Below are 20,542 nucleotides of genomic sequence, written 5' to 3'. Positions count from 1 at the left end.
CCATGAACCTGCTCGAACACCGCGCGCTGGCGGACAAGCTCTTCGCCGACATCCGCGCCCTGTCCTTCGACGGCGTCGGCGTGACGCGCGAGAGCTATGGCCGCGGCGAGAACGCAGCCTGCGACTACCTGCGCGACTTCGCGCTGGCCCAGGGGCTGGCGGTCGAGGCCGATGCCGCCGCCAACCTGGTCATCCGCGACCCGGACGTCGACGCCGCGGCGCCGGCGGTCTGGATCGGCTCGCACATCGACTCGGTGCCGCAGGGAGGCAACTTCGACGGGCTTGCCGGCATCGTGTGCGGCCTGCTGTGCGTGCTGGCGCGCCGCAAGGCCGGCGGCGGCAAGTCGCCGCCGGTGCGCACCATCGCCTTCCGCGGCGAGGAGAGCGCCTGGTTCGGCAAGGCCTACATGGGCTCCGGCGCGCTGCTGGGCAAGCTGGAGGCGGCCGACCTCGAGCTGCGCCAGCGCAGCACCGGCCAGACCCTGGGCGAATGCATGGCCGCCGCCGGCGCCGACGTCGAGCGCATCCGGCGCCAGGAAGTGCTGTTCGACAAGTCGAAGGTGCGCGCCTACCTGGAGCTGCACATCGAGCAGGGCCCCGTCATGGTGGCGCGCGAGTGGCCGCTGGCGGTGGTGTCGGGAATCCGCGGCAACGTGCGGCACAACCGCATCGAATGCGTGGGCGACGCACAGCACTCCGGCGTGGTGCCGCGCTGGCTGCGCCACGACGCGGTGTTCGCGGTGTCGGACCTGATCATGCGGCTGGACCAGCACTGGCGCGAGCTGCTCGAGCGCGGCACCGACCTGGTGGTCACCGCGGGCATCATGCAGACCGATGCGGCTGAGCACTCCATCTCGCGCATCCCGGGCCACGTCGCCTTCAGCCTGGAGGCGCGCAGCAAGAGCATCGACTCGCTCGAAGGGTTCTACCAGCTGGCCCAGGCCGAGATGGCGGCGGTGGCGCGCGAGCGCGGCGTGGCGTTCCGCCCCGACCGCCGGCTGCTCAGCGCCCCGGCCACGATGGACGCGCACATCGCCGGTTTGCTCGACGCCGCCTGCGCCGCGCTGAACGTGCCGCACGACGTGCTGCCCAGCGGGGCCGGCCACGATGCATCGCTGTTCGCGAACGCAGGCATTCCCAGCGGCATGCTGTTCGTGCGCAACCAGAACGGCTCGCACAACCCGAACGAGGCCATGGACATGGGCGACTTCATGCTCGGCGTGCAGGCCATGAGCGACGCCATCGAACGCCTTTCGCAGGAGCCGGCCGCCGTGCCGGCTGCCGGCCGCCCATGAAGGCCGGCAGCGCGCTGCCGGCCGGCGACGGCCCCGGAGACGGCGGCGGCGCCGAAGCGTCCGGCGCGGCCGGCGCGCACAAGGCCCTGTCCGGGGTCGACTACCGCGCCATCGGCGAGCGGCTCAAGGCGTATCGGGTCGGCGCCTCGCTGCTGGCCGAAGACGTCGCCGAGCGCCTGGGCGTGTCGCGCGCGGTGGTCTATCGCATGGAAAAGGGCGACATCGTCAAGATCGAGACGCTGGAGAGCCTGGCCCAGCTGCTGGGCACGACGCTCGCGTCGCTGCTCGGCGTGGAGGTCGAGTACTACCCGACGGCGCTGGGGCTGTTCGAGCGCATGCGCCAGCTCGAACTGGGCGCCGAGCGCATCCTGGCGCATTTCGAGCCGATCTCGGTGCTGCTCACGTCCGACCAGTACCTGGGCCACCTGCGCCAGATGCTGGTGGAAGGCGCGCCAAGGGTCGGCGGCAAGCCGATGCCGCTGGCCGACATCGACAACATCCTGGCCATCATGGCCGAGCGCAAGGCCCATTTCGAGCGGCGCAGGCCGCACATCCTGAGCCTGATCGGGCTGCGGGAACTCGAGCGCTTCGTGCTGACCGGGCTGGTCGGCCGCGTGGACCTGCCCGAGCCGGTGCGCGCGCAGCGCGTGGAGGCGGCGCGCCACGAGGTGCGACGCATCGCCGACCTGATGGAAAGCGAGCCGCTGCACGTGCAGATCGGCCTGATCGACGACGCGATGCCCTCCTCCACCTTCCAGCTGTTCGCGGGGCCGGAGCGCAACGTGGTGGCCGTCAGCCCGTTCCGCCTGGGCGAGCTGCCCAACGTGCGCAACGGCATCGCGACCGTGACCGCGTCGCCGGAAGCCACGGCGATGCACGAAGCCATGATCGCGCGCCTGTGGAAACAGGCGTACAAGGGCAAGGCCGGCGCGCAGATGCTGCGCCAGCTGGTCGAGCGGATCCGATGAAACCGACAACGACAGGAGGCGGCGTGGCCGACGAGCAGGAACACACATTGCGGCGCGAGATGGCGGGCCTGCTGCTCGATGCAGGCTGCGTCTCGGCGCGCACCGACGAACCCTTCCGCCTGCCATCGGGCTGGGCCAGCCCGGTCTACATGGATTGCCGGCGGCTGATCTCCTTTCCGGCGATCCGCTCTGCGCTGCTGGCGCAAGCGCGCAGGCAGCTCGATGCCGCCGGCGCGCTCGACGGGCTGCGGGCCGTCGCCGGCGGAGAGGCCAGCGGCATCGCGCTGGCCGCCTGGATCGCCGACGCGCTCGAGCTGCCGCTTCAGTACGTGCGCAAGAAGCCGCGCGGCCTGACGCAGGTCGAAGGGGTCGTGCAGCCGGGCGCGCCGGTGCTGCTGGTGGACGACATGATGGCGGCCGGCCAGTCGAAACTGGCCTTCCTGCAAGGCCTGCGCAGCGCCGGCGCCGAAGTGCGGGACTTGTTCGTCGTGTTCAGCTACGGCACCTTCGGCGCCGAGCAACTGCTGGCCGCGCAAGGCGTGCGCACGCATGCGCTGTGCAGCTGGCGCGAGGTGCTCGACGTGGCGTCTGCCCGGAACGCCCTGCCGCCTGCCTCGCTGGAAGAGATGCGAAACTTCGTCCAGGATCCCGCGCGCTGGTCGATCGCGCACGGCGGCGTCGGCGCCACGGCGGCACCCGCGCCACAACTCCTTCAACGACAATTGCCCTGACCATGACCTTCACCGAAATCGCCGAGACATTCGCGCAGGCACCCTCCGGCACCGACGGCTTCAAGGCCTTCGGCCGCAGCGCGCTGCAGTTGATGAAGACCGACCCGGAAAATGCCGCACTCTATTTCGTGGTCGGCATCGCAGCCCAGGCCTACGTGTTCAAGTACGAGGACCAGGGCGTCGATCCGGAACTGGCCGACAAGGCCAAGGACACGCTGGTGGAGTTCAACCAGCGCCTGTTGTCCGCCCTGTCCAAGGGCCCGGCCGAACGGCTGAGCGCGGCCAACTCGGTGGCCATCGACTACGAATGGAACGTGCGCGAGTTCTGAACCGCGCGATGCACCGCAGGCACGACTTTCCATGGCCGTGATCGGCGTCATGGGCTCGGGCAAGCAGGCCTGGCCCGAACTGGCCGAACCGCTGGGCCAGTGGATCGCGCGGGCCGGCCATCACCTGCTGACCGGCGGCGGCGGCGGCGTGATGACCAGCGTCAGCCGCGCCTTCCACCAGACCCCCGGCCGGCCGGGGCGCTGCATCGGCATCCTGCCGACGCGGTCCGACGCGGCCCACGGCTTCGCGCCGCTGGACGGCTATCCCAATCCGTTCGTGGAAATTCCAATCGTCACGCCGCTGCCGCGCTTCGACGCCACGGACGGCGACACCGGCCGGCTGACGCGCAACCACGTCAACATCCTGTCGAGCGACGTCGTCATCGCCCTGCCGGGAAGCCAGGGCACGCGCGACGAGATCGGGCTCGGCCTGGCATTCGGCAAGCCGGTCGTTGGCTTCGGCCCTGCCGACGCATTCGAGCTCCTGCCACGGCCCATGCCCGTCATGCAAGACCTCGACGAAGTGATCGGCTTCGTGGCGAAGGCGCTGGCCCGGCAGCAGCAGCGGCCAGCCCCGCCCTGACCCCGGCGGTCACGCGCGCGGCGTGGTCTCGTCGGCCGCGGTGGCCGCGGCGGTGTCCTCCGGCGCATCGGCCTGCGGGCGCGTGAGCGACCATTCCTGCAGCTTGCCGTTCATGAACTGCGCATCCACGTAGGAGCCGCTGTTGTCGGTCCAGCGGTAGTGCTCGGGTTGCTCGCCCTTGGGCGAACGCAGCTCGCCCAGCGCCCGGGTCAGCGCGATGACGTGCATCAGGGTATGGCCCTTGCGCACCTTGACGTTGAGCATCACGGCGCTGGCCACCGTGCCGATCGGGCGGTCGGCGGCGCGCCGCAGCACCGCCACGGCGCGATTGAAATTGAGCAGCAGGAACATGACGAGGCCGCCGGCGGCGAGCGCGACGCCGGGCCAGCCGTAGGCGCGATAGGCGCCGAACAGGATCAGGAGGCCCAGCACGGGCACCCACAGTTGCTTGAAGTTCATGGGGCCGTATTGTCGCCGCGCCCGAGCGGCCCGCGTCACGGTCCGTCGCGGCGCGCCTGCGACGGCTGGTCGCCCAACGGCTGCACGCCACCACCGGCGGCGGCCGTTTCCTCCTTGCTCACCCACTCGCGCAGGCGCCGGTGCAGCTTGCGTTCGCGCGCGTCCTCTTCCTGCCAGTCCTGCCGCACCGCGATGACCAGCGCGATGCACATCAGCACCAGCACCACGGAGAACGGCAGCGCGAACACGATGGTCGCCGCCTGAAGGGCGTCGATGCCTCCGGCCAGCAGCAGGCTCATGGCGATGCCGGCCACCAGCACGCCCCAGATGATCTTCACCTTGGCCTTCGGGTTCGGATCGCCGCCGGTGCTCATCGTGCCCAGCACCAGCGTGGCCGAATCGCCGGAGGTGACGAAGAAGACGAACACCAGCACCGTCGCGACGATGGACAGCAGCGTGCTGGCCGGCAACGCGTTGAACATGACGAACATCGTGGTGGCCACGTTGTCCTTGACCGCCTCGGCCAGCGGCACGCTATGGAAGATTTCCAGGTTCAGCGCGGTCCCGCCGAAGATGGAGAACCACACGAAGCCCACCAGCGTCGGTGCCAGCACCACGCCCATGATGAACTCGCGAATGGTGCGCCCCTTGGAGACGCGGGCAATGAACAGTCCGACGAAGGGCGACCATGCCAGCCACCAGGCCCAGTAGAAGATGGTCCAGTCGCCCACCCAGGTGCTGTCGACGAACGGCGTCATGCGCAGGCTCATGCGCACCAGCTCCGAAAGGTACGAACCGAGCGTGTTGGTCAGCGTGTCGACGATGGCGATGGTCGGCCCCACCACGAGCACGAACAGCGCCAGCAGCCCCGCCAGCACCAGGTTGCCGATGGACAGGTATTTCACGCCCCGCTCCACGCCGGTGACCGCCGACGTGATGAAGAGCACCGTGGTCACCACGATGATGATCGACTGGTTCACCGAGTTGACCGACACGCCGAAGGCCGCATGCAACCCGCCGTTGATCTGCGTCGCGCCCACGCCGAGCGAGGCGGCCACGCCGAATGCGGTGGCCACGATGGCCAGCACGTTGAAGGCCGGCGAGAGCTTGCGCACCAGGGCCCACGGCAGGGACTCGGTCACCGAGCTGATCAGCGGCGAGGCATTGCGCCGGAAGGTGAAGAAGGCGATGGCCAGGCCCACCACCCCGTACACCGCCCAGGGGTGCAGGCCCCAGTGGAAGAAGGCATAGCGCATCGCCGCGCGCGCGGCTTCGGGCGTGTTGGGCACGACGCCTTCGGGCGGGGTGCTGTAGTGCGAGACCGGTTCGGCCACACCGAAGAAGACGAGCCCGATGCCCATGCCGGCGGCAAAGAGCATGGCGAACCAGGCGTGCAGCGAGAACTCCGGCTCGTCGTCGTGGTCGCCAAGCTTCAGGTCGCCGTAGCGGGTCACCGCCAGGAACACCGCCAGAACCACCAGGCCCAGCACCAGCCACAGATAGAACCAGCCGAAGTTGTGCGAGATGTCCGCCAGCGCGGTGTTGAAGAAGCTGCCCAGCGAAGCCGGCGACACCAGCCCCCAGAGAACGATCGCGGCAATGACGCCGGCGGAAACAATGAGTTGCATGCTCGCTCCTGACTTTATGGCCGGGCCGATGCGGCCCGCGCTTGTACTTTGAGGCGAGTATGCACGCGCGCGCCGGTACTTGGCGATCGGCGTGCGCGTCGGCGGATCAGTCGAGGCCGCGCACGACCGCGAGCGCCTCCTCGATGCGCTCGACCGGATGCAGCACCAGCCCTTCGAAGCCGGCCGCGCCCGGCTTGGGTGCATTGGCCTTGGGCACGATGGCCACCGAGAAGCCGAGCTTGGCGGCCTCGCGCAGGCGCTCCTGGCCGCGCGGCGCGGGCCGCACTTCGCCCGCCAGGCCGACCTCGCCGAAGGCGATGAAGCCCTTGGGCAGCGGCTTGCCGCGCAGCGACGAGCTGATGGCCAGCATCACCGCCAGGTCGGCCGCCGGCTCGCCGATGCGCACGCCGCCGACGGCGTTGACGAACACGTCCTGGTCCATGCAGGCCACGCCGGCATGCCGGTGCAGCACCGCCAGCAGCATGGCCAGCCGCTCGCGGTCCAACCCCACCGACAGGCGACGCGGACTGGGCCCGCCGTTGTCGACCAGCGCCTGGATTTCCACCAGCATCGGCCGCGTGCCCTCCAGCGTGACCAGCACCACGCTGCCGGGCACCGGCTCGCTGTGCTGGCTCAGGAAGATGGCGCTGGGATTGCTCACGCCCTTGAGGCCGCGTTCGGTCATGGCGAACACGCCGATCTCGTTGACCGCACCGAAGCGGTTCTTGATGGCGCGCACCAGGCGGAAGCTCGAATGCGTGTCGCCCTCGAAGTACAGCACCGTATCGACCATGTGCTCGAGCACGCGCGGTCCGGCCAGCGCACCTTCCTTGGTCACGTGGCCCACCAGCACGACCGCCGTGCCGCTCGTCTTGGCGAAGCGCGTGAGGTGGGCTGCGCATTCGCGCACCTGCGCCACCGAGCCGGGGGCGGAGCTGAGCTGGTCGGAGTAGACGGTCTGGATGGAGTCGATCACCGCGATGGCCGGGCGGGTGCTGTCCAGCGTGGCGATGATCTTCTCCAGCTGGATCTCGGCGAGCACCTGCACCTGGGACTGCGCCAGCTGCAGCCGGCGCGAGCGCATCGCCACCTGGGCGCCGCTTTCCTCGCCGGTGACGTACAGCGCGTTCTGGCCGGCGCGCTGCAGCGCATCCACCGCCTGCAGCAGCAGCGTGGACTTGCCGATGCCAGGGTCGCCGCCGATGAGCGTCACGCCCCCGGCGACGATGCCGCCGCCGAGCACCCGGTCGAGTTCGGCGATGCCGGTGGGCGTGCGCGCCACGTCGACGGCCTCGATCTCGGACAACAGCATCAGCTCCGAAACGCCAGCCAGCGCAGCGAACTGCGGCTGGCTCAGTCGGTTGTTGCCGCCGGTCGGCGCGGCCGGTGGCGCCTGCTCCACCAGCGTGTTCCAGGCGCCGCAAGCCGGGCACTTGCCGAGCCATCTCGGGCTGGTGCCGCCGCATTCGCCGCACACGTATTGGGTCTTCTCCTTGGCCATGCGCCGAGTGTGCCCGATGGCGCGAACTCAGTCCGTGGACCTGAAGCCGGATTCGAGCAGCCCGGCGAATGCCTCGGCGGCCGGCGGCAGCGAACGCCCGGCCAGCGAGACGACCGCCACCGTCCGCGTCACCGTGGGCCGCGTGATGCGCCGCACCGCCATGTCACCCCAGGCCATGCGCGCCGCCACGGAGGCAGGCACCACGGCCACGCCCAGACCGGCCGCCGCCAGCGCCAGCGCGGTGGTCAGCAGCGACACCTCCTGCGTCACCTGCAGCGTCACGCCCGCCTCCGCCGCGGCACGCTCGATGCGCTGGCGCACGCCGTAGCCGGCGCGCACGGTCACCAGCGGCAGGCGGGCCAAGGCCTTCCACGTGATGTCGCGTCCGGGCTGGAAGGACCCGCTGGCGGGCGCTGCGGCGACCAGCGGCTCGCGCAGGAACACGCGCTCGACCAGTGCCGGCACTGCCGTCTCGAGCGTACCGATGCCCAGGTCGACGCGGCCGCTGGCGATGCGCTGCACGAACTCGCCGGGCGCGCAATCGTCGACCACCACGCGCACGCCCGGATGCTGCGCGCCGAAGCGCCGCAAGGCGCCCGGCAGCAGCGTCTGCGCCACGGTCGAGGTGGCCGCGACCCGCAGGCGGCCGCGCCGGCTCGAGGCGAGTTCGGCCATGGCGCCGTGCATGTCCTGCAACTCGGCCAGCACGCGTTCGGCGTGGACGATCGCCTCGACGGCGGCCTGGGTCGGCTGGAGCGAGCGCGTGGTGCGGTCGAACAGGCGAACGCCCAGCTTGTCTTCCAGTTCGCGTAGCAGCACGGTGACCGCCGGCTGCGTCAGCGACAGCTGACGCGCCGCCGCCGAAAGCTGGCCCAGCCTGTACACGGCCGCGAACGCACGCAACTGGCGGATCGAGGGCGTGTCGCGCATTGATAAAGTTTCTTTATTTATGGCCATCGAAGTTTCATTTTTGCAGAAGCGCCGGATTGCCTCTAATGCGTCTTCATGCAAGACACAGACACGACGAACGACAGCCTGCAGGCGCAAGTGCTGGTCGTCGGCGCCGGCCCGGTGGGCCTGACGCTGGCGACCGACCTGGCGCAGCGCGGCATCCAGGTGCTGGTGGCCGAGATCCGCCACCGCGGCGAGCCGCCGAACGTGAAGTGCAACCACGTCTCGGCGCGCTCGATGGAGATCTTCCGTCGCCTCGGCGTGGCCGCCGCACTGCGCGCCACCGGCTTGCCGGCCGACTACCCGAACGACGTTGCGTACCGAACGCGGTTCACCGGCGAGGAACTCTCGCGCATTCCGATCCCCGCGCGCCAGGACCGCTACACCGCCTCCGACGGGCCGGACACCTGGTGGCCGACGCCGGAGCCGCCGCACCGCATCAACCAGATCTACCTGGAGCCGGTCCTGTTCGCCCACGCCGAGGCGACGCCGGGCCTGCAGATCCTCAACCGGGTGCGCATCGACGAATTCACGCAGGACGCCGACGGCGTCACCGCGCATGGCACGCGTCTGGACGGCGGCGCGCGCGTGCGCATCCGGTGCCAGTACCTTGTGGGTTGCGACGGCGGGCGCTCGGGCGTGCGCAAACAGATCGGCGCTCGGCTGTCGGGCACGGCGGAAGTGGGCCGCGTGCAGTCGACCTTCCTGCGCGCGCCGGCCTTGCTGGGTCTGGCCCGGCACGACCGCGCCTGGGCCACCTTCTCCATCAACCCGCAGCGCAGCGGCAACGTCTACGCCATCGACGGGCGCGAGACCTGGCTGGTGCACAACTACCTGCGTTCGGACGAGCCGGATTTCGACTCGGTCGACCGCGACTGGGCGATCCGCCAGATCCTGGGCGTGGGGCCGCAGTTCGAGTACGAGGTCATTTCCAGGGAAGACTGGATCGGGCGCCGGCTGGTGGCCGACCGCCTGCGCGACGGCCGCGTCTTCATCTGCGGCGACGCAGCGCACCTGTGGATCCCGATGGCGGGCTACGGCATGAACGCCGGCATCGCCGATGCAATGAACCTGTCGTGGCAACTCGCCGCGCATGTGCAGGGCTGGGCGCCGGCGGCCATTCTCGACGCCTACCAGGCCGAGCGGCTGCCCATCACGGAGCAGGTGTCGCATTTCGCGATGAACCATGCGGTGGCGCTGCAGAAGGAGCGCGAGGGCGTGCCGGCGAACATCGAAGCCGCCGGACCCGAGGGCGACGCGGTGCGCGAAGCGACCGGCCGCACGTTGTACGCACTGAACGTGCAGCAGTATTGCTGCGCCGGGCTGAATTTCGGCTACTTCTACGACGCCTCGCCGATCGTCGCCTACGACGGCGAAGCCGCGCCCGCCTATTCGATGGCGCAGTTCCAGCCGTCCACCGTGCCCGGCTGCCGCACGCCCCACCTGTGGCTGCGCGACGGCCGTTCGCTGTACGACGCGATGGGCGCGGGCTATACCCTGCTGCGGCGCGACCCTGCGGTCGACGCCGCGCCGCTGCTGGCCGCTGCCGCCGAGCGCGGCGTGCCGATGACCCTGCTCGACCTGGATTCGGCCGACGCCGCCGGACTGTACGACCGGCCACTGGTGCTGTCGCGGCCGGACCAGCACGTCGCCTGGCGCGGCGACCGTTGTCCGGACGACGCCACGGCGCTTGTCGATCGCATACGCGGCGCCGCCGTAGCCTGAGCGCCGCCGCCCACCTGGCCCCGAAACCGAATCGAAGGAGACAACCATGCAAAGACGCCAAGCCCTCGCCCGCCTGGGCCTGCTGACCGCTGCCGGCACCCTGGGCGGTGCCGCCGCCCTGCCCGCGCTCGCGCAAAGCGACCGTCCGATCACCCTGGTCGTGCCCTACGCGCCCGGCGGCACCACCGACATGCTCGGACGGCTGCTGGCGCAGCACCTGGGCACGGCGCTGGGCCGCACCGTCATCGTCGACAACAAGCCAGGCGCTGGCACGGCCATCGCCGCCAGCCACGTGGCGCGCTCCGCGCCGGACGGCAACACACTGCTGGTCGCCACCAGCACCACCCTGGCCATCAACCAGTGGCTGTACCGCAAGCTGCCCTACGACCCGGCCAAGGACTTCACGCCGGTCGCGCTGCTCGGCTCGGTGCCGCTGATGGTGGTGGTGCATCCTTCCGTGCAGGCGCGCAACCTGGCCGAACTGGTGGCGTTGGCCAAGGCGCAGCCCGGCAAGCTCAGCTACGGGTCGGCGGGCAACGGCAGCCCGCAGCACCTGGGCGCCGAGATGTTCAAGGCTGCCACCGGGGTGGACTTCACGCACGTGCCCTACCGCGGCAGCGCGCCGGCACTCGCGGACCTGCTTGGCGGCCAGTTGCAACTGATGTTCACCGACCTGGCGCCTGCCCTGCCGCACGTGCGCGATGGCCGCCTGCGCGCACTGGCGGTCACGTCCGGCCATCGCCAGACCTCGGTGCCCGACGTGCCGACGGTGGCCGAATCCGGCGTCGCCGGCACGCGCGACTTCGAGGCCGTGGCCTGGCAGAGCGTGGTCGCGCCGGCCGGCACGCCGGCGGCGACGGTGCAGCAACTCAACCGCGAGATCGTCCGCATCGTCGGCCTGCCGGAGGTGCGCGAGGCGCTGCTGCGCCAGGGCTTCGAGGCGGGTTCGAGCACGCCGGAGCAGCTCGGCGCCTACATGCGCAGCGAATCGGAACGCTGGGGCAAGGTAGTGCTTGCGGCCGGCGCGACGCTCGACTGATCTGCACCGCGCACTCGGCGACGCCGCGCCGTCCTGCGGGATAACCCGCATAGCGGCGCGTCATTTATTTAATATATTAAATATCTACTTCGGCCCGCCGCTTCGTGAGCACCTCGTTCGTCCACCGCAACCTTCCCCGCCTGCTGCTGCAGGCGCGCGAGGCCGTCATGGCCCATACCCGGCCGAGCCTGCGCGAGCACCAGTTGTCCGACCAGCAATGGCGCGTGCTGCGCGTGCTGGGCGAGCACGGCGCGGTCGAAACCGGGCGGGTGGCGCGCGAGGCCTTCATCCTCGGCCCGAGCCTGACCGGCGTGCTGGCGCGCATGGAACGCGACGGCCTGGTCGAACGCTATCGCGACCCGCAAGACGCGCGGCGCAGCCTGATCGACGCCACGCCGGCTGGGCGCAAGCTGGTGCGGCAGCTGTCTTCCACCATCGAATCCCACTACGCCTGGCTCGAAAGCTCGCTGGGCAAGGACAAGCTTTCGCAGCTTTACGCGCTGCTGGACGAACTCATCGCACTGGAACAGCCTTCGTGACCTCCTATCTCCCCACCGGCACCGTCTACGGCGTGCTGCTGAACTTCCGCGCCGAGCAGGAAGCGCTCGCGCCGCAGATGAACGAGCCGCCCTACAAGGCGCCGCCGCAGGCGCCCGTCCTTTACGTCAAGACCGCCAACACCTTCTCGCCGCAAGGCGCGCCGATCGCGCTGCCCGCGGGGGTGCAGGCGGTCGAGGTGGGCGCCACCATCGGCCTGGTGATGGGCGAAGGCGGGAGCGTCGCCGGCTGCGTGCTGATGAACGACCTGTCGATCCCGCACGCCAGCTTCTATCGCCCGCCGGTGAAGTACAAGTGCCTGGACGGATTCCTCGGCATCGGCGCGGCGCTGCGCACCGACGGGGCCGACCCGGCGTCGTTCTCGCTGGAGGTGCGCATCGACGGCCAGACCCGCCAGCGCGCGGACTTCTCCGAGCTGGTGCGTCCGCCCGCGCAGTTGCTCGCCGACGTCGCCGACTTCATGACGCTGCGTGCGGGCGACGTGCTGATGCTGGGCTGCAATGCCGGCCGGCCGCTGGCGCGCGCCGGGCAGCGCGTCGACATCGTCGCGCCCGGCTTCGATGTCTTGAGCAACACCCTCGTCGGAGGCCAGCCATGAAGCGCGCACGCGTCATCCATCAGGGCGTCACGCACGATGCCACCGAGCGCGACGGCCGCCTGCTGCTGGCCAGCGGCGAGGCGTTCGAGTTCGACGCCGTCACCTGGCTGCCGCCGCTGGCGCCCACGCCACGCGCACGCACCATCCTCGCGCTGGGCCTGAACTACGCCGACCATGCCAAGGAGCTGGCTTTCAGCAAGGCGCCCGAGGAGCCGCTGGTGTTCGTCAAGGGCGAGGGTGCGCTCATCGGGCATCGCCAGTTCACGAGACGGCCGGCGCAGGTGCAGTTCATGCACTACGAATGCGAGCTGGCCGTGGTGATCGGCCGCACCGCGAAGAAGGTCAGGCGCGACGACGCGTATGACTTCATCGGCGGCTACACGGTGGCCAACGACTACGCCATCCGCGACTACCTCGAGAACTGGTATCGGCCCAACCTGCGGGTGAAGAACCGCGACACCTGCACGCCGCTGGGGCCCTTCCTGGTCGACGCCGCCGACGTGCCCGACCCGATGAACCTCGACCTGCGCACCACCGTCAACGGCCAGGTCACGCAGTCAGGCAACACGCGCGACATGGTCTTCGACCTGCCCTTCCTCATCGAGTATTTCTCCAGCTTCATGACGCTCTCTCCGGGCGATCTCATCCTCACGGGCACGCCCGACGGCGTGGCGGACTGCCGCCCGGGCGATGTGATCGTCACCGAGATCGAGCGCGTCGGCGCGCTGGTCAACACCATCCAAGGAACCCCATGACCACCCGGATCGATCACCTGATCGGCGGCGAGCACGTCGCCGGCCGAGACTATTTCGAAACCATCAATCCCGCCACGCAGGAAGTGCTGGCCGAGGTGGCCTGCGGCGGCCAGGCCGAGGTGGACGCCGCCGTGGCCGCAGCCAAGGCCGCCTTTCCGAAGTGGGCGGGCCTGCCGGCGCCCGAGCGCGCGAAGCTGATCCGCAAGCTGGGCGACCTGATCGCCCGGCACGTGCCGGAGCTGGCGCAGACCGAGACCAACGACTGCGGCCAGGTCATCGCCCAGACCGGCAAGCAATTGGTGCCACGCGCAGCCGACAACTTCTACTACTTCGCCGAGATGTGCACGCGGGTGGACGGCCACACCTATCCGACGCCCACGCACCTGAACTACACGCTGTTCCACCCGGTGGGCGTGTGCGCGCTGATCAGCCCCTGGAACGTGCCCTTCATGACGGCCACCTGGAAGGTGGCGCCGTGCCTGGCCTTCGGCAACACCGCCGTGCTGAAGATGAGCGAGCTCTCGCCCATGACCGCCGCTCGCCTGGGCGAACTGGCACTGGAGGCGGGCATTCCGGCCGGCGTGCTCAACCTCGTGCATGGCTACGGCAAGGACGCCGGCGAACCGCTGGTGGCGCACCCGGACGTGCGCGCGATCAGCTTTACCGGCTCGACCGCCACCGGCAACCGCATCGTCAAGTCGGCCGGCCTGAAGAAGTTCAGCATGGAGTTGGGCGGCAAGAGCCCGTTCGTGATCTTCGACGACGCCGATCTCGAGCGCGCCCTCGACGCCGCGGTCTTCATGATCTTCTCCAACAACGGCGAGCGCTGCACTGCCGGCAGCCGCATCCTGGTGCAGCAGTCGATCTATGCCGACTTCGTGTCGAAGTTCGTCGAGCGCGCCAGGCGCATCCGCGTGGGCGACCCGCTCGACGAGTCGACCATCATCGGCCCGATGATCAGCCAGGCGCACCTGGCCAAGGTGCGCAGCTACATCGAGCTGGGCCCGAAGGAAGGCGCCACGCTGCTGTGCGGCGGCACGGGCACGCCCGACGGCCTGCCCGACCGCGTCAGGAACGGCAACTACGTCGGCCCGACCGTGTTCGCCGACGTGGACAACCGCATGAAGATCGCGCAGGACGAGATCTTCGGGCCGGTGGCCTGCCTGATCCCCTTCAGGGACGAAGCCCACGCCATCGAGCTGGCCAACGACATCCAGTACGGCCTGTCGAGCTACGTCTGGACCGAGAACATCGGCCGCGCGCACCGCGTGGCCGCCGCGGTGGAAGCCGGCATGTGCTTCGTCAACAGCCAGAACGTGCGCGACCTGCGCCAGCCGTTCGGCGGCACCAAGGCCAGCGGCACCGGACGCGAGGGCGGCACCTGGAGCTACGAGGTGTTCTGCGAGCCGAAGAACGTGGCGGTGTCGCTCGGATCGCATCACATTCCGCACTGGGGTCGGGCATGAGATGCCTTGCCCCTGCGGGCGCACTGCGCTCCCCCTCCCAAACCCTCCCCTCGAGGGGATTGCTTCTCGTAACCAAGGTCCGATCCCATGGCTGACTTCGCTTTGAATGGCGCGATTGCGCGGCGCCGGCTCCTGCAGGCGGCGGCGCTCGGCGCCCTGCCCCTTTCGCTGCTGGCGCACGCCGAAGCCGCGTGGCCCGGCAAGCCGGTCCACCTGGTCGTGCCGTTCCCGCCCGGGGGCACCACCGACTACGTCACCCGGCTGATCGGCACCGAACTGGGCAGGGCCCTGGGGCAGCCGGTGATCATCGACAACAAGCCCGGCGCCGGTACGGTGATCGGCGTCGACTATGTCGCCAAGTCCGCGCCGGACGGCAGCAACTTCGTGACGGTTGCCAACAGCTTCTGTGCCAACCAGACGCTGGTCAGGAAGCTGCCCTACGACTCGCGCCGCGACCTGCGCGCCGTGGCGCTGATGGGGCTGTCGGAGCACGTGCTGGCAACGCACCCGGGCAGCGGCCTGAAGAATCTCGCAGACCTGCGCGCGGCCGCGAAGGCCGGAACGGGCACGCTCAGCTATGCGTCCTTCGGCAACGGAACCTCGGCCCATCTGTCGGGCGCGATGCTGGCCCAGCAGATGGGCATCGAGCTGGTGCACGTGCCGTACAAGGGCCAGGGCCCGGCGCTGACCGACCTGCTGGGCGGGCAGGTGACGATGATGTTCGGCAACTGGCCGGAGTTCCGCAGCCACGTCGAGTCGGGCAAGCTGGTGGCGCTGGGCATGGCGACGCTGCAGCGGTCGGCGTACGCTCCGGGCATCCCCACGCTCGCCGAGCAGGGCGTGCCGATCGAGTCGAACTCGTGGAACGGGCTGCTGGCGCCCGCGGGCACGCCCGATGCGGTGGTGCAGCGCATGAACGCCGAGGTCAATCGCGCGCTGGCGGCGCCGGCCGTGGCGGCCGCGCTCCAGAAAGGCGGCATCGCCTCGATGGCGCGCACGCCCGCGCAGTTCGCTGCCTTCGTCGACAGCGAGATCGCCAAGTACGCCGACGTGATCCGCAAGGGCGGCATCACGCTGGACACCTAGGAGAAACGCCATGGGCCAACTCGCCCTCGCCGCCAAGATCACCCACGTGCCGTCGATGTACCTGTCGGAGTTTCCCGGGCCCAACTTCGGTTGCCGGCAGGCCGCCATCGACGGCCACAAGGAGATCGACCGCCGCTGCCGTGCGCTCGGCGTGGACACGATCGTCGTGTTCGACGTGCACTGGCAGGTCAACAGCGAATACCACATCAACTGCGGGCCGAAGTTCGAGGGCACCTACACCAGCAACGAGTTGCCGCACTTCATCAAGAACATGCCCTACGCGTACGACGGCAATCCGGGGCTGGGCCACCTGATCGCCGACGTGGCCAACGAGATGGGCGTCAAGAGCCGCGCCCACTCCGACACGACGCTGGAACTGGAGTACGGCACGCTGGTGCCGATGCGCTACATGAACGCCGACCGGCACTACAAGGTGATCAGCGTCAGCGGCTGGTGCGACTGGCACGACCTGCACGAGTCGGGCCGCTTCGGCCTGGCGGTGCGGCGCGCCATCGAGGAGCGCTACGACGGCAAGGTCGCGGTGTTCGCCAGCGGCAGCCTGAGCCACCACTTCGCGGACAACGGGCGCGCCCCGGAGTTCATGCACAAGGTGTACGACCCGTTCCTGGAGCAGGTCGACCAGCGCGTGGTCGAGCTGTGGAAGGCCGGCGACTGGAAAACCTTCACCGGCATGCTGCCCATGTATGCCGACAAGTGCTGGGGCGAAGGCGACATGCACGACACCGCGATGCTGCTCGGCCTGCTGGGCTGGGACCGCTATGCGGCGCCCGTGGAAATCGTCACGCCCTACTTCGGCAGCTCGGGCACGGGGCAGATCAATGCGATCTTCCCGGTGACGCCGCTGCCCGCCTGACCCCGACGAGGAGCCGCACATGCCGCACCTGGTGATCCTGTACACCCCCGACATCGAGCCGCACACCGACATGGCCGCGCTGTGCCGCGGCCTGGCCGACACGATGATCGCGCAGCGCGACGAAAGCGGCGTTGCCGTGTTTCCGGTGGGCGGCACGCGCGTTCTGGCCTACCCGGCCGCGCATTTCGCCGTTGCCGACGGAAGCGGCGAGCATGGCTTCGTCTATCTCAACCTGCGCATGGCCGCAGGCCGCAGCGCCGTGGTGCACAAAGCCTGCGGGGACGCGCTGGTGGCGCGCGTGCGCCAGCACTTCGAGCCGCTGCTGGCGCGCCGCCACGTGGGCGTGACGCTGCAGATCGACGAAGCGCCCGGACAGGTGTTCGACGGCAAGGTCGGCAACCTGCATCCGCTGTTCCAGAAGAAGGACTGAACGACCATGCTTGCGCCAGACATCATCCGCCAATTGGCCGCCGAACTGCACGAGAGCGAGCGCGCGCGTGTGCAGCTGGAGCATTTCTCCAAGCGCCATCCGGACATGACGATCGAGGACGGCTACGCCATCTCGCGCGAATGGGTCAAGGCCAAGATCGCCGAAGGGCGCACGCCGCGCGGGCACAAGATCGGCCTGACCTCGCGCGCCATGCAGCAGTCGAGCCAGATCGACGAGCCCGACTACGGCACCCTGCTCGACGACATGTTCTTCGAGCCGGGCGAGATTCCGTTCACGCGATTCATCGCCCCCCGGGTGGAGGTCGAGCTGGCCTTCGTGCTGGGCAAGCCGCTGCGCGGGCCCGGCGTGAGCATCTTCGACGTGCTGGCCGCCACCGACTACGTGGTGCCGGCCATCGAGATCATCGACGCGCGCATCGAGCAGTTCGACCGCCACACCAAGGCGCCACGCAAGGTGTTCGACACCATCTCGGACAACGCCGCGAATGCCGGCGTGGTGCTGGGCGGGCGCCCGGTCAAGCCGGACGCGGTCGACCTGCGCTGGGTCGGCGCGCTGCTCTACAAGAACGGGCAGGTCGAAGAATCCGGCCTGGCCGCCGCCGTGCTCAACCATCCGGCCAACGGCATCGCCTGGCTTGCCAACAAGCTCGCGCCCTGGGACGAGCACCTCGCGGCCGGCGAAGTGGTGCTGGCCGGCTCGTTCACCCGCCCCGCCACCGCCAAGGCCGGCGACACCTTCCACGCGGACTACGGCCCGCTGGGGGGCATTGCCTTCAGGTTCACATGACCACCTGCCGGCCCAGCCCACTTCACGCGGCTTGCGCAATGGAGTACTGAATGCACACACCCATCAACACCTTCAAGAAGGCCCTGCAGTCGGGCCCGGCGCAGATCGGCCTGTGGGTCGGCCTGGCCGACGGCTACGCGGCCGAGATCATTGCCGGCACCGGCTTCGACTGGCTGCTGGTCGACGGCGAGCACGCACCCAACGACCTGCGCTCGGTGCTGGCGCAGTTGCAAGGCATCGCGAGCGCCTGGTCGGCACAGGCGCCCGACGCCGCGCGCTCGCATCCGGTGGTGCGCGTGCCGGTGGGCGACACGGCGCTGATCAAGCAGTTCCTGGACATCGGTGCGCAGACACTGCTGGTGCCGATGGTGGACACGGCCGAGCAGGCGGCAGGGCTCGTCGCGGCCACGCGCTATCCGCCCGACGGCATCCGCGGCATGGGCAGCGCCCTGGCGCGAGCATCGCGCTGGCAGGCCTACCCGCGCTACCTGCACGAGGCCAACGAGCAGGTCTGCCTCCTGGTGCAGGCCGAATCGGTGCAGGCCCTGGAAAACCTCGATGCCATTGCCGCCACGCCCGGTGTCGACGGCGTGTTCATTGGCCCGGCCGACCTGTCGGCATCCATGGGATTCGTCGGCCGGCCGGACCATCCGCAGGTGCAGGCGGCCATCGCCGACGCGATCGGACGCATCCAGCGCGCCGGCAAGGCGGCGGGCATCCTGTCGACCACCGAGGAACAGGCGCGCAAATGGCTGGACGCCGGCGCGCGGTTCGTGGCCGTCGGTGTGGATACGATCGTGCTGTCCGGCGCCTGCCGCCAACTGGCGGCCCGATACAGGAATCCCACGGACGCGCCGCAGGCGGCGCAGGCTTCGGGATACTGAACCCTGGTGCGGGACGCATCCACAACAGAACCTGACGGAGACCCTCCCATGCCTTTCACCCGCCGCCAACTGCTTCAAGGAACCGGCGCCGGCGCGCTCCTCGCCGGCCTGGGCCGGCACGCCCTCGCCCAGGGCGGCACGCCCTTCGAGACGGCCCGGTTCATCACCGGCTTTGCCGCCGGCGGCACCTCCGACACCACCTGCCGCCGCGTCGCCGTGGCCATGCAGCCGAGCTATGCCAAGGCGATGGTGGTGGAGAACCGCACCGGCGCCGGTGGCCAGATCGCGGTCAGCTACGTCAAGGGCCAGCCCGCCGACGGCGCCACCATCCTGCAGACGCCGACGTCGATGCTGACGATCTATCCGCACATTTACAAGAAGCTGCCGTACGACCCGCTGACCGACCTGACGCCGCTGACGCTGGCCTGCCAGTTCGACTTCGGCTTCGTGGTCGGGCCGGCCGTGCCGGCCTCGGTCAAGTCGGTGCCCGAGTTCCTGGCATGGGCCAAGGCCAACCCCGCCGGCGCCAATTTCGGCTCGCCGGCGGCCGGCTCCACGCCGCACTTCATCGGGGCCCTGCTGGGCAAGGGCGCGGGCGTCGACCTCAAGCACGCCGCCTACCGAGGCACCCAGCCGGCCATGCTCGACCTGCTGGGCGGCAACATCTCGGGCGTGTCCGGCCCCATCGGCGACATCACGCAGCATCTGTCGAGCGGCAAGATCCGCATCCTGGGCGTGTCGGGCAAGAAGCGCAGCCGCTTCGCGCCCGACGTGCCGACGTTCGAGGAACAGGGCATCCACAACGCGACGCACAGCGAGTGGTTCGCCTTCCTGCTGCCGGCCAAGGCGTCGCCCGAGGTGGTGGCGCGCGCCCATGCCGCGGCCAAGGCGGCGCTGGCACAGAAGGACGTGATCGACGGCCTGGCCACCTTCGGCCTGGAGGCCATGTCCAGCACGCCGGCCGAACTGGCGGAACTGCTCAAGAGCGACACCGCCAAGTGGGGCCCGATCGTCAAGCAGGTCGGCTTCACCGCAGAGACCTGACCCCAACCGCAAGGACCACGACATGAACGCCCCAGCCAGCACCATCGCGCCGCCCGGCACCCTGATGCATCCCTCGATCCATCCCGACGAGCGCGCCGCGCGGGTGAAGCTGGCGGCTTGCTATCGCATCTTCGCCATGCTCGGATGGACCGAGATGATCTACAACCACATCACGGTGCGCCTGCCCGACAGCGTCACCGGCGGCGAGAAGCAGTTCCTCATCAACCCCTTCGGCCTGCACTACAGCGAGGTGACGGCCAGCAACCTGGTGAAGATCGACCTGCAGGGCCGCGTGCTGGACGGCTCGCGCTGGCCGGTGAATCCGGCCGGATTCACCGTGCATGCGGCCATCCACGACGGCTTGCCGGCGGCGCACTGCGTGATGCACACGCACACGACGGCCGGCGTGGCCGTCGCCTGCCTGCAGGGCGGGCTGCAGCAGAACAACTTCTACACGGCGCAACTGCACGGCATGGTGGCGTACCACGACTTCGAAGGCATCACCATCCATGCCGACGAGGGCCCGCGCCTGCTCAGGAGCATCGGCGACAAGCCGGCGGTGATCCTGCGCAACCACGGCCTGCTGGCCTGGGGCGAGACGCTCGAGCAGACCTTCGCCATCCTGTGGACGCTGCAGCGCGCCTGCGAGATCCAGATGGCCACGCTGTCGATGGGAGCCCCGATCCCGGTGGGCGAGGCGGTGGCCGCGCGCTGCACCGAGGACGCGCTGCAGTTCAATCCCAACCATGGCGCCGGACGCGACGTGTTCGACGCCCTGGTGCGGCAGGTCGACCGCATCGACGCCACGTACAAGCAATGATGCGGCGCACA

General features: G+C 69.7%; 22 protein-coding genes. 18 read left to right on the top strand and 4 right to left on the bottom strand.

All coding sequences use genetic code 11. The features are described 5' to 3' along the window. The first annotated feature begins 2 nt into the window (after nucleotides 1–2). Genes VES41_RS17715 through VES41_RS17695 form a run of 5 tightly spaced genes read left to right on the top strand, consistent with a single transcriptional unit; the run spans nucleotide 3 to nucleotide 3,906 of the window. Entirely contained in the window at nucleotides 3–1,295 is a 1,293-nt protein-coding gene (locus tag VES41_RS17715; protein WP_324819747.1) for a hydantoinase/carbamoylase family amidase, read from the top strand. Continuing rightward, on the top strand, nucleotides 1,292–2,263 hold the full coding sequence (locus tag VES41_RS17710) for a helix-turn-helix transcriptional regulator (protein WP_324819745.1): 972 nt from the start codon (nucleotides 1,292–1,294) through the stop codon (nucleotides 2,261–2,263). The genes VES41_RS17715 and VES41_RS17710 overlap by 4 nt, the downstream gene beginning before the upstream one ends. Next, nucleotides 2,260–2,994, top strand: coding sequence for an orotate phosphoribosyltransferase (locus tag VES41_RS17705; RefSeq protein WP_324819743.1), 735 nt, complete (start codon nucleotides 2,260–2,262; stop codon nucleotides 2,992–2,994). Before VES41_RS17710 ends, VES41_RS17705 begins: the two co-directional genes overlap by 4 nt. A 2-nt stretch (nucleotides 2,995–2,996) precedes the next feature. Further along, nucleotides 2,997–3,323, top strand: coding sequence for a hypothetical protein (locus VES41_RS17700; RefSeq protein ID WP_324819741.1), 327 nt, complete (start codon nucleotides 2,997–2,999; stop codon nucleotides 3,321–3,323). A 31-nt stretch (nucleotides 3,324–3,354) separates the two neighbouring features. Beyond that, nucleotides 3,355–3,906: a DNA-binding protein gene (locus VES41_RS17695; RefSeq protein WP_324819739.1), complete on the top strand. Its 552-nt coding sequence runs from the start codon at nucleotides 3,355–3,357 to the stop codon at nucleotides 3,904–3,906. Nucleotides 3,907–3,915: 9 nt separating this feature from the next. On the opposite strand, the gene VES41_RS17690 is transcribed toward VES41_RS17695, so the two are convergent. From VES41_RS17690 to VES41_RS17675, 4 genes are all read right to left on the bottom strand, one after another. Continuing rightward, on the bottom strand, nucleotides 3,916–4,365 hold the full coding sequence (locus VES41_RS17690; protein ID WP_324819737.1) for a glycerate kinase: 450 nt from the start codon (nucleotides 4,363–4,365) through the stop codon (nucleotides 3,916–3,918). A gap of 35 nt (nucleotides 4,366–4,400) precedes the next feature. After that, complete coding sequence (locus VES41_RS17685; protein ID WP_324819735.1) at nucleotides 4,401–5,993, bottom strand: BCCT family transporter; 1,593 nt, start codon at nucleotides 5,991–5,993, stop codon at nucleotides 4,401–4,403. Nucleotides 5,994–6,099: 106 nt separating this feature from the next. After that, nucleotides 6,100–7,494 carry a DNA repair protein RadA gene (gene radA / locus VES41_RS17680; RefSeq protein ID WP_324819733.1) on the bottom strand — a complete coding sequence of 465 codons (1,395 nt, stop codon included), beginning with the start codon at nucleotides 7,492–7,494 and terminating at the stop codon, nucleotides 6,100–6,102. 27 nt (nucleotides 7,495–7,521) lie between these two features. Further along, nucleotides 7,522–8,424: a LysR family transcriptional regulator gene (locus VES41_RS17675; protein ID WP_324819731.1), complete on the bottom strand. Its 903-nt coding sequence runs from the start codon at nucleotides 8,422–8,424 to the stop codon at nucleotides 7,522–7,524. Nucleotides 8,425–8,499: 75 nt separating this feature from the next. Between VES41_RS17675 and VES41_RS17670 the strand changes: the two genes are divergently transcribed. The 13 genes from VES41_RS17670 to VES41_RS17610 all read left to right on the top strand — a co-directional run bounded on the left by VES41_RS17670 (nucleotide 8,500) and on the right by VES41_RS17610 (nucleotide 20,531). After that, nucleotides 8,500–10,170 (top strand): FAD-dependent oxidoreductase, encoded by a 1,671-nt coding sequence (locus VES41_RS17670; RefSeq protein ID WP_324819729.1) that lies wholly within the window; start codon nucleotides 8,500–8,502, stop codon nucleotides 10,168–10,170. 46 nt (nucleotides 10,171–10,216) lie between these two features. After that, nucleotides 10,217–11,209: a tripartite tricarboxylate transporter substrate binding protein gene (locus VES41_RS17665; protein WP_324819728.1), complete on the top strand. Its 993-nt coding sequence runs from the start codon at nucleotides 10,217–10,219 to the stop codon at nucleotides 11,207–11,209. A 104-nt stretch (nucleotides 11,210–11,313) separates the two neighbouring features. Further along, nucleotides 11,314–11,748, top strand: coding sequence for a homoprotocatechuate degradation operon regulator HpaR (hpaR, locus tag VES41_RS17660; RefSeq protein ID WP_324819726.1), 435 nt, complete (start codon nucleotides 11,314–11,316; stop codon nucleotides 11,746–11,748). Next, nucleotides 11,745–12,365, top strand: a complete 621-nt coding sequence (locus VES41_RS17655) for a fumarylacetoacetate hydrolase family protein (protein WP_324819723.1) — start codon at nucleotides 11,745–11,747, stop codon at nucleotides 12,363–12,365. Before hpaR ends, VES41_RS17655 begins: the two co-directional genes overlap by 4 nt. Then, nucleotides 12,362–13,120: a fumarylacetoacetate hydrolase family protein gene (locus tag VES41_RS17650; protein ID WP_324819721.1), complete on the top strand. Its 759-nt coding sequence runs from the start codon at nucleotides 12,362–12,364 to the stop codon at nucleotides 13,118–13,120. The genes VES41_RS17655 and VES41_RS17650 overlap by 4 nt, the downstream gene beginning before the upstream one ends. After that, entirely contained in the window at nucleotides 13,117–14,586 is a 1,470-nt protein-coding gene (hpaE, locus tag VES41_RS17645) for a 5-carboxymethyl-2-hydroxymuconate semialdehyde dehydrogenase (protein ID WP_324819719.1), read from the top strand. The genes VES41_RS17650 and hpaE overlap by 4 nt, the downstream gene beginning before the upstream one ends. A 114-nt stretch (nucleotides 14,587–14,700) precedes the next feature. Next, on the top strand, nucleotides 14,701–15,672 hold the full coding sequence (locus tag VES41_RS17640; protein ID WP_414719174.1) for a tripartite tricarboxylate transporter substrate binding protein: 972 nt from the start codon (nucleotides 14,701–14,703) through the stop codon (nucleotides 15,670–15,672). A 10-nt stretch (nucleotides 15,673–15,682) separates the two neighbouring features. Further along, nucleotides 15,683–16,546, top strand: a complete 864-nt coding sequence (gene hpaD, locus VES41_RS17635; RefSeq protein WP_324819715.1) for a 3,4-dihydroxyphenylacetate 2,3-dioxygenase — start codon at nucleotides 15,683–15,685, stop codon at nucleotides 16,544–16,546. Between the two features lie 19 nt (nucleotides 16,547–16,565). Then, nucleotides 16,566–16,976: a 5-carboxymethyl-2-hydroxymuconate isomerase gene (locus VES41_RS17630; protein WP_324819713.1), complete on the top strand. Its 411-nt coding sequence runs from the start codon at nucleotides 16,566–16,568 to the stop codon at nucleotides 16,974–16,976. Between the two features lie 6 nt (nucleotides 16,977–16,982). Continuing rightward, a complete protein-coding gene (hpaH, locus tag VES41_RS17625; protein ID WP_324819711.1) occupies nucleotides 16,983–17,783 on the top strand; it encodes a 2-oxo-hept-4-ene-1,7-dioate hydratase in 801 nt (266 codons plus the stop codon). Between the two features lie 50 nt (nucleotides 17,784–17,833). Beyond that, nucleotides 17,834–18,667: a 4-hydroxy-2-oxoheptanedioate aldolase gene (gene hpaI, locus VES41_RS17620; protein ID WP_324819709.1), complete on the top strand. Its 834-nt coding sequence runs from the start codon at nucleotides 17,834–17,836 to the stop codon at nucleotides 18,665–18,667. Nucleotides 18,668–18,715: 48 nt separating this feature from the next. Beyond that, the gene (locus tag VES41_RS17615; protein ID WP_324819707.1) at nucleotides 18,716–19,711 is read left to right on the top strand and encodes a Bug family tripartite tricarboxylate transporter substrate binding protein; all 996 of its coding nucleotides are present in this window, start codon (nucleotides 18,716–18,718) and stop codon (nucleotides 19,709–19,711) included. 22 nt (nucleotides 19,712–19,733) lie between these two features. Next, entirely contained in the window at nucleotides 19,734–20,531 is a 798-nt protein-coding gene (locus tag VES41_RS17610; RefSeq protein ID WP_324819705.1) for a class II aldolase/adducin family protein, read from the top strand. Nucleotides 20,532–20,542: the final 11 nt, after the last annotated feature.

Origin of the sequence: Variovorax sp. (genome assembly GCF_035634955.1) — a bacterium.
Classification (GTDB): Bacteria; Pseudomonadota; Gammaproteobacteria; order Burkholderiales; family Burkholderiaceae_C; genus Variovorax.
Note: the sequence above shows the minus strand (reverse complement) of the source record. Positions and strands in the feature narration are given on the sequence as shown.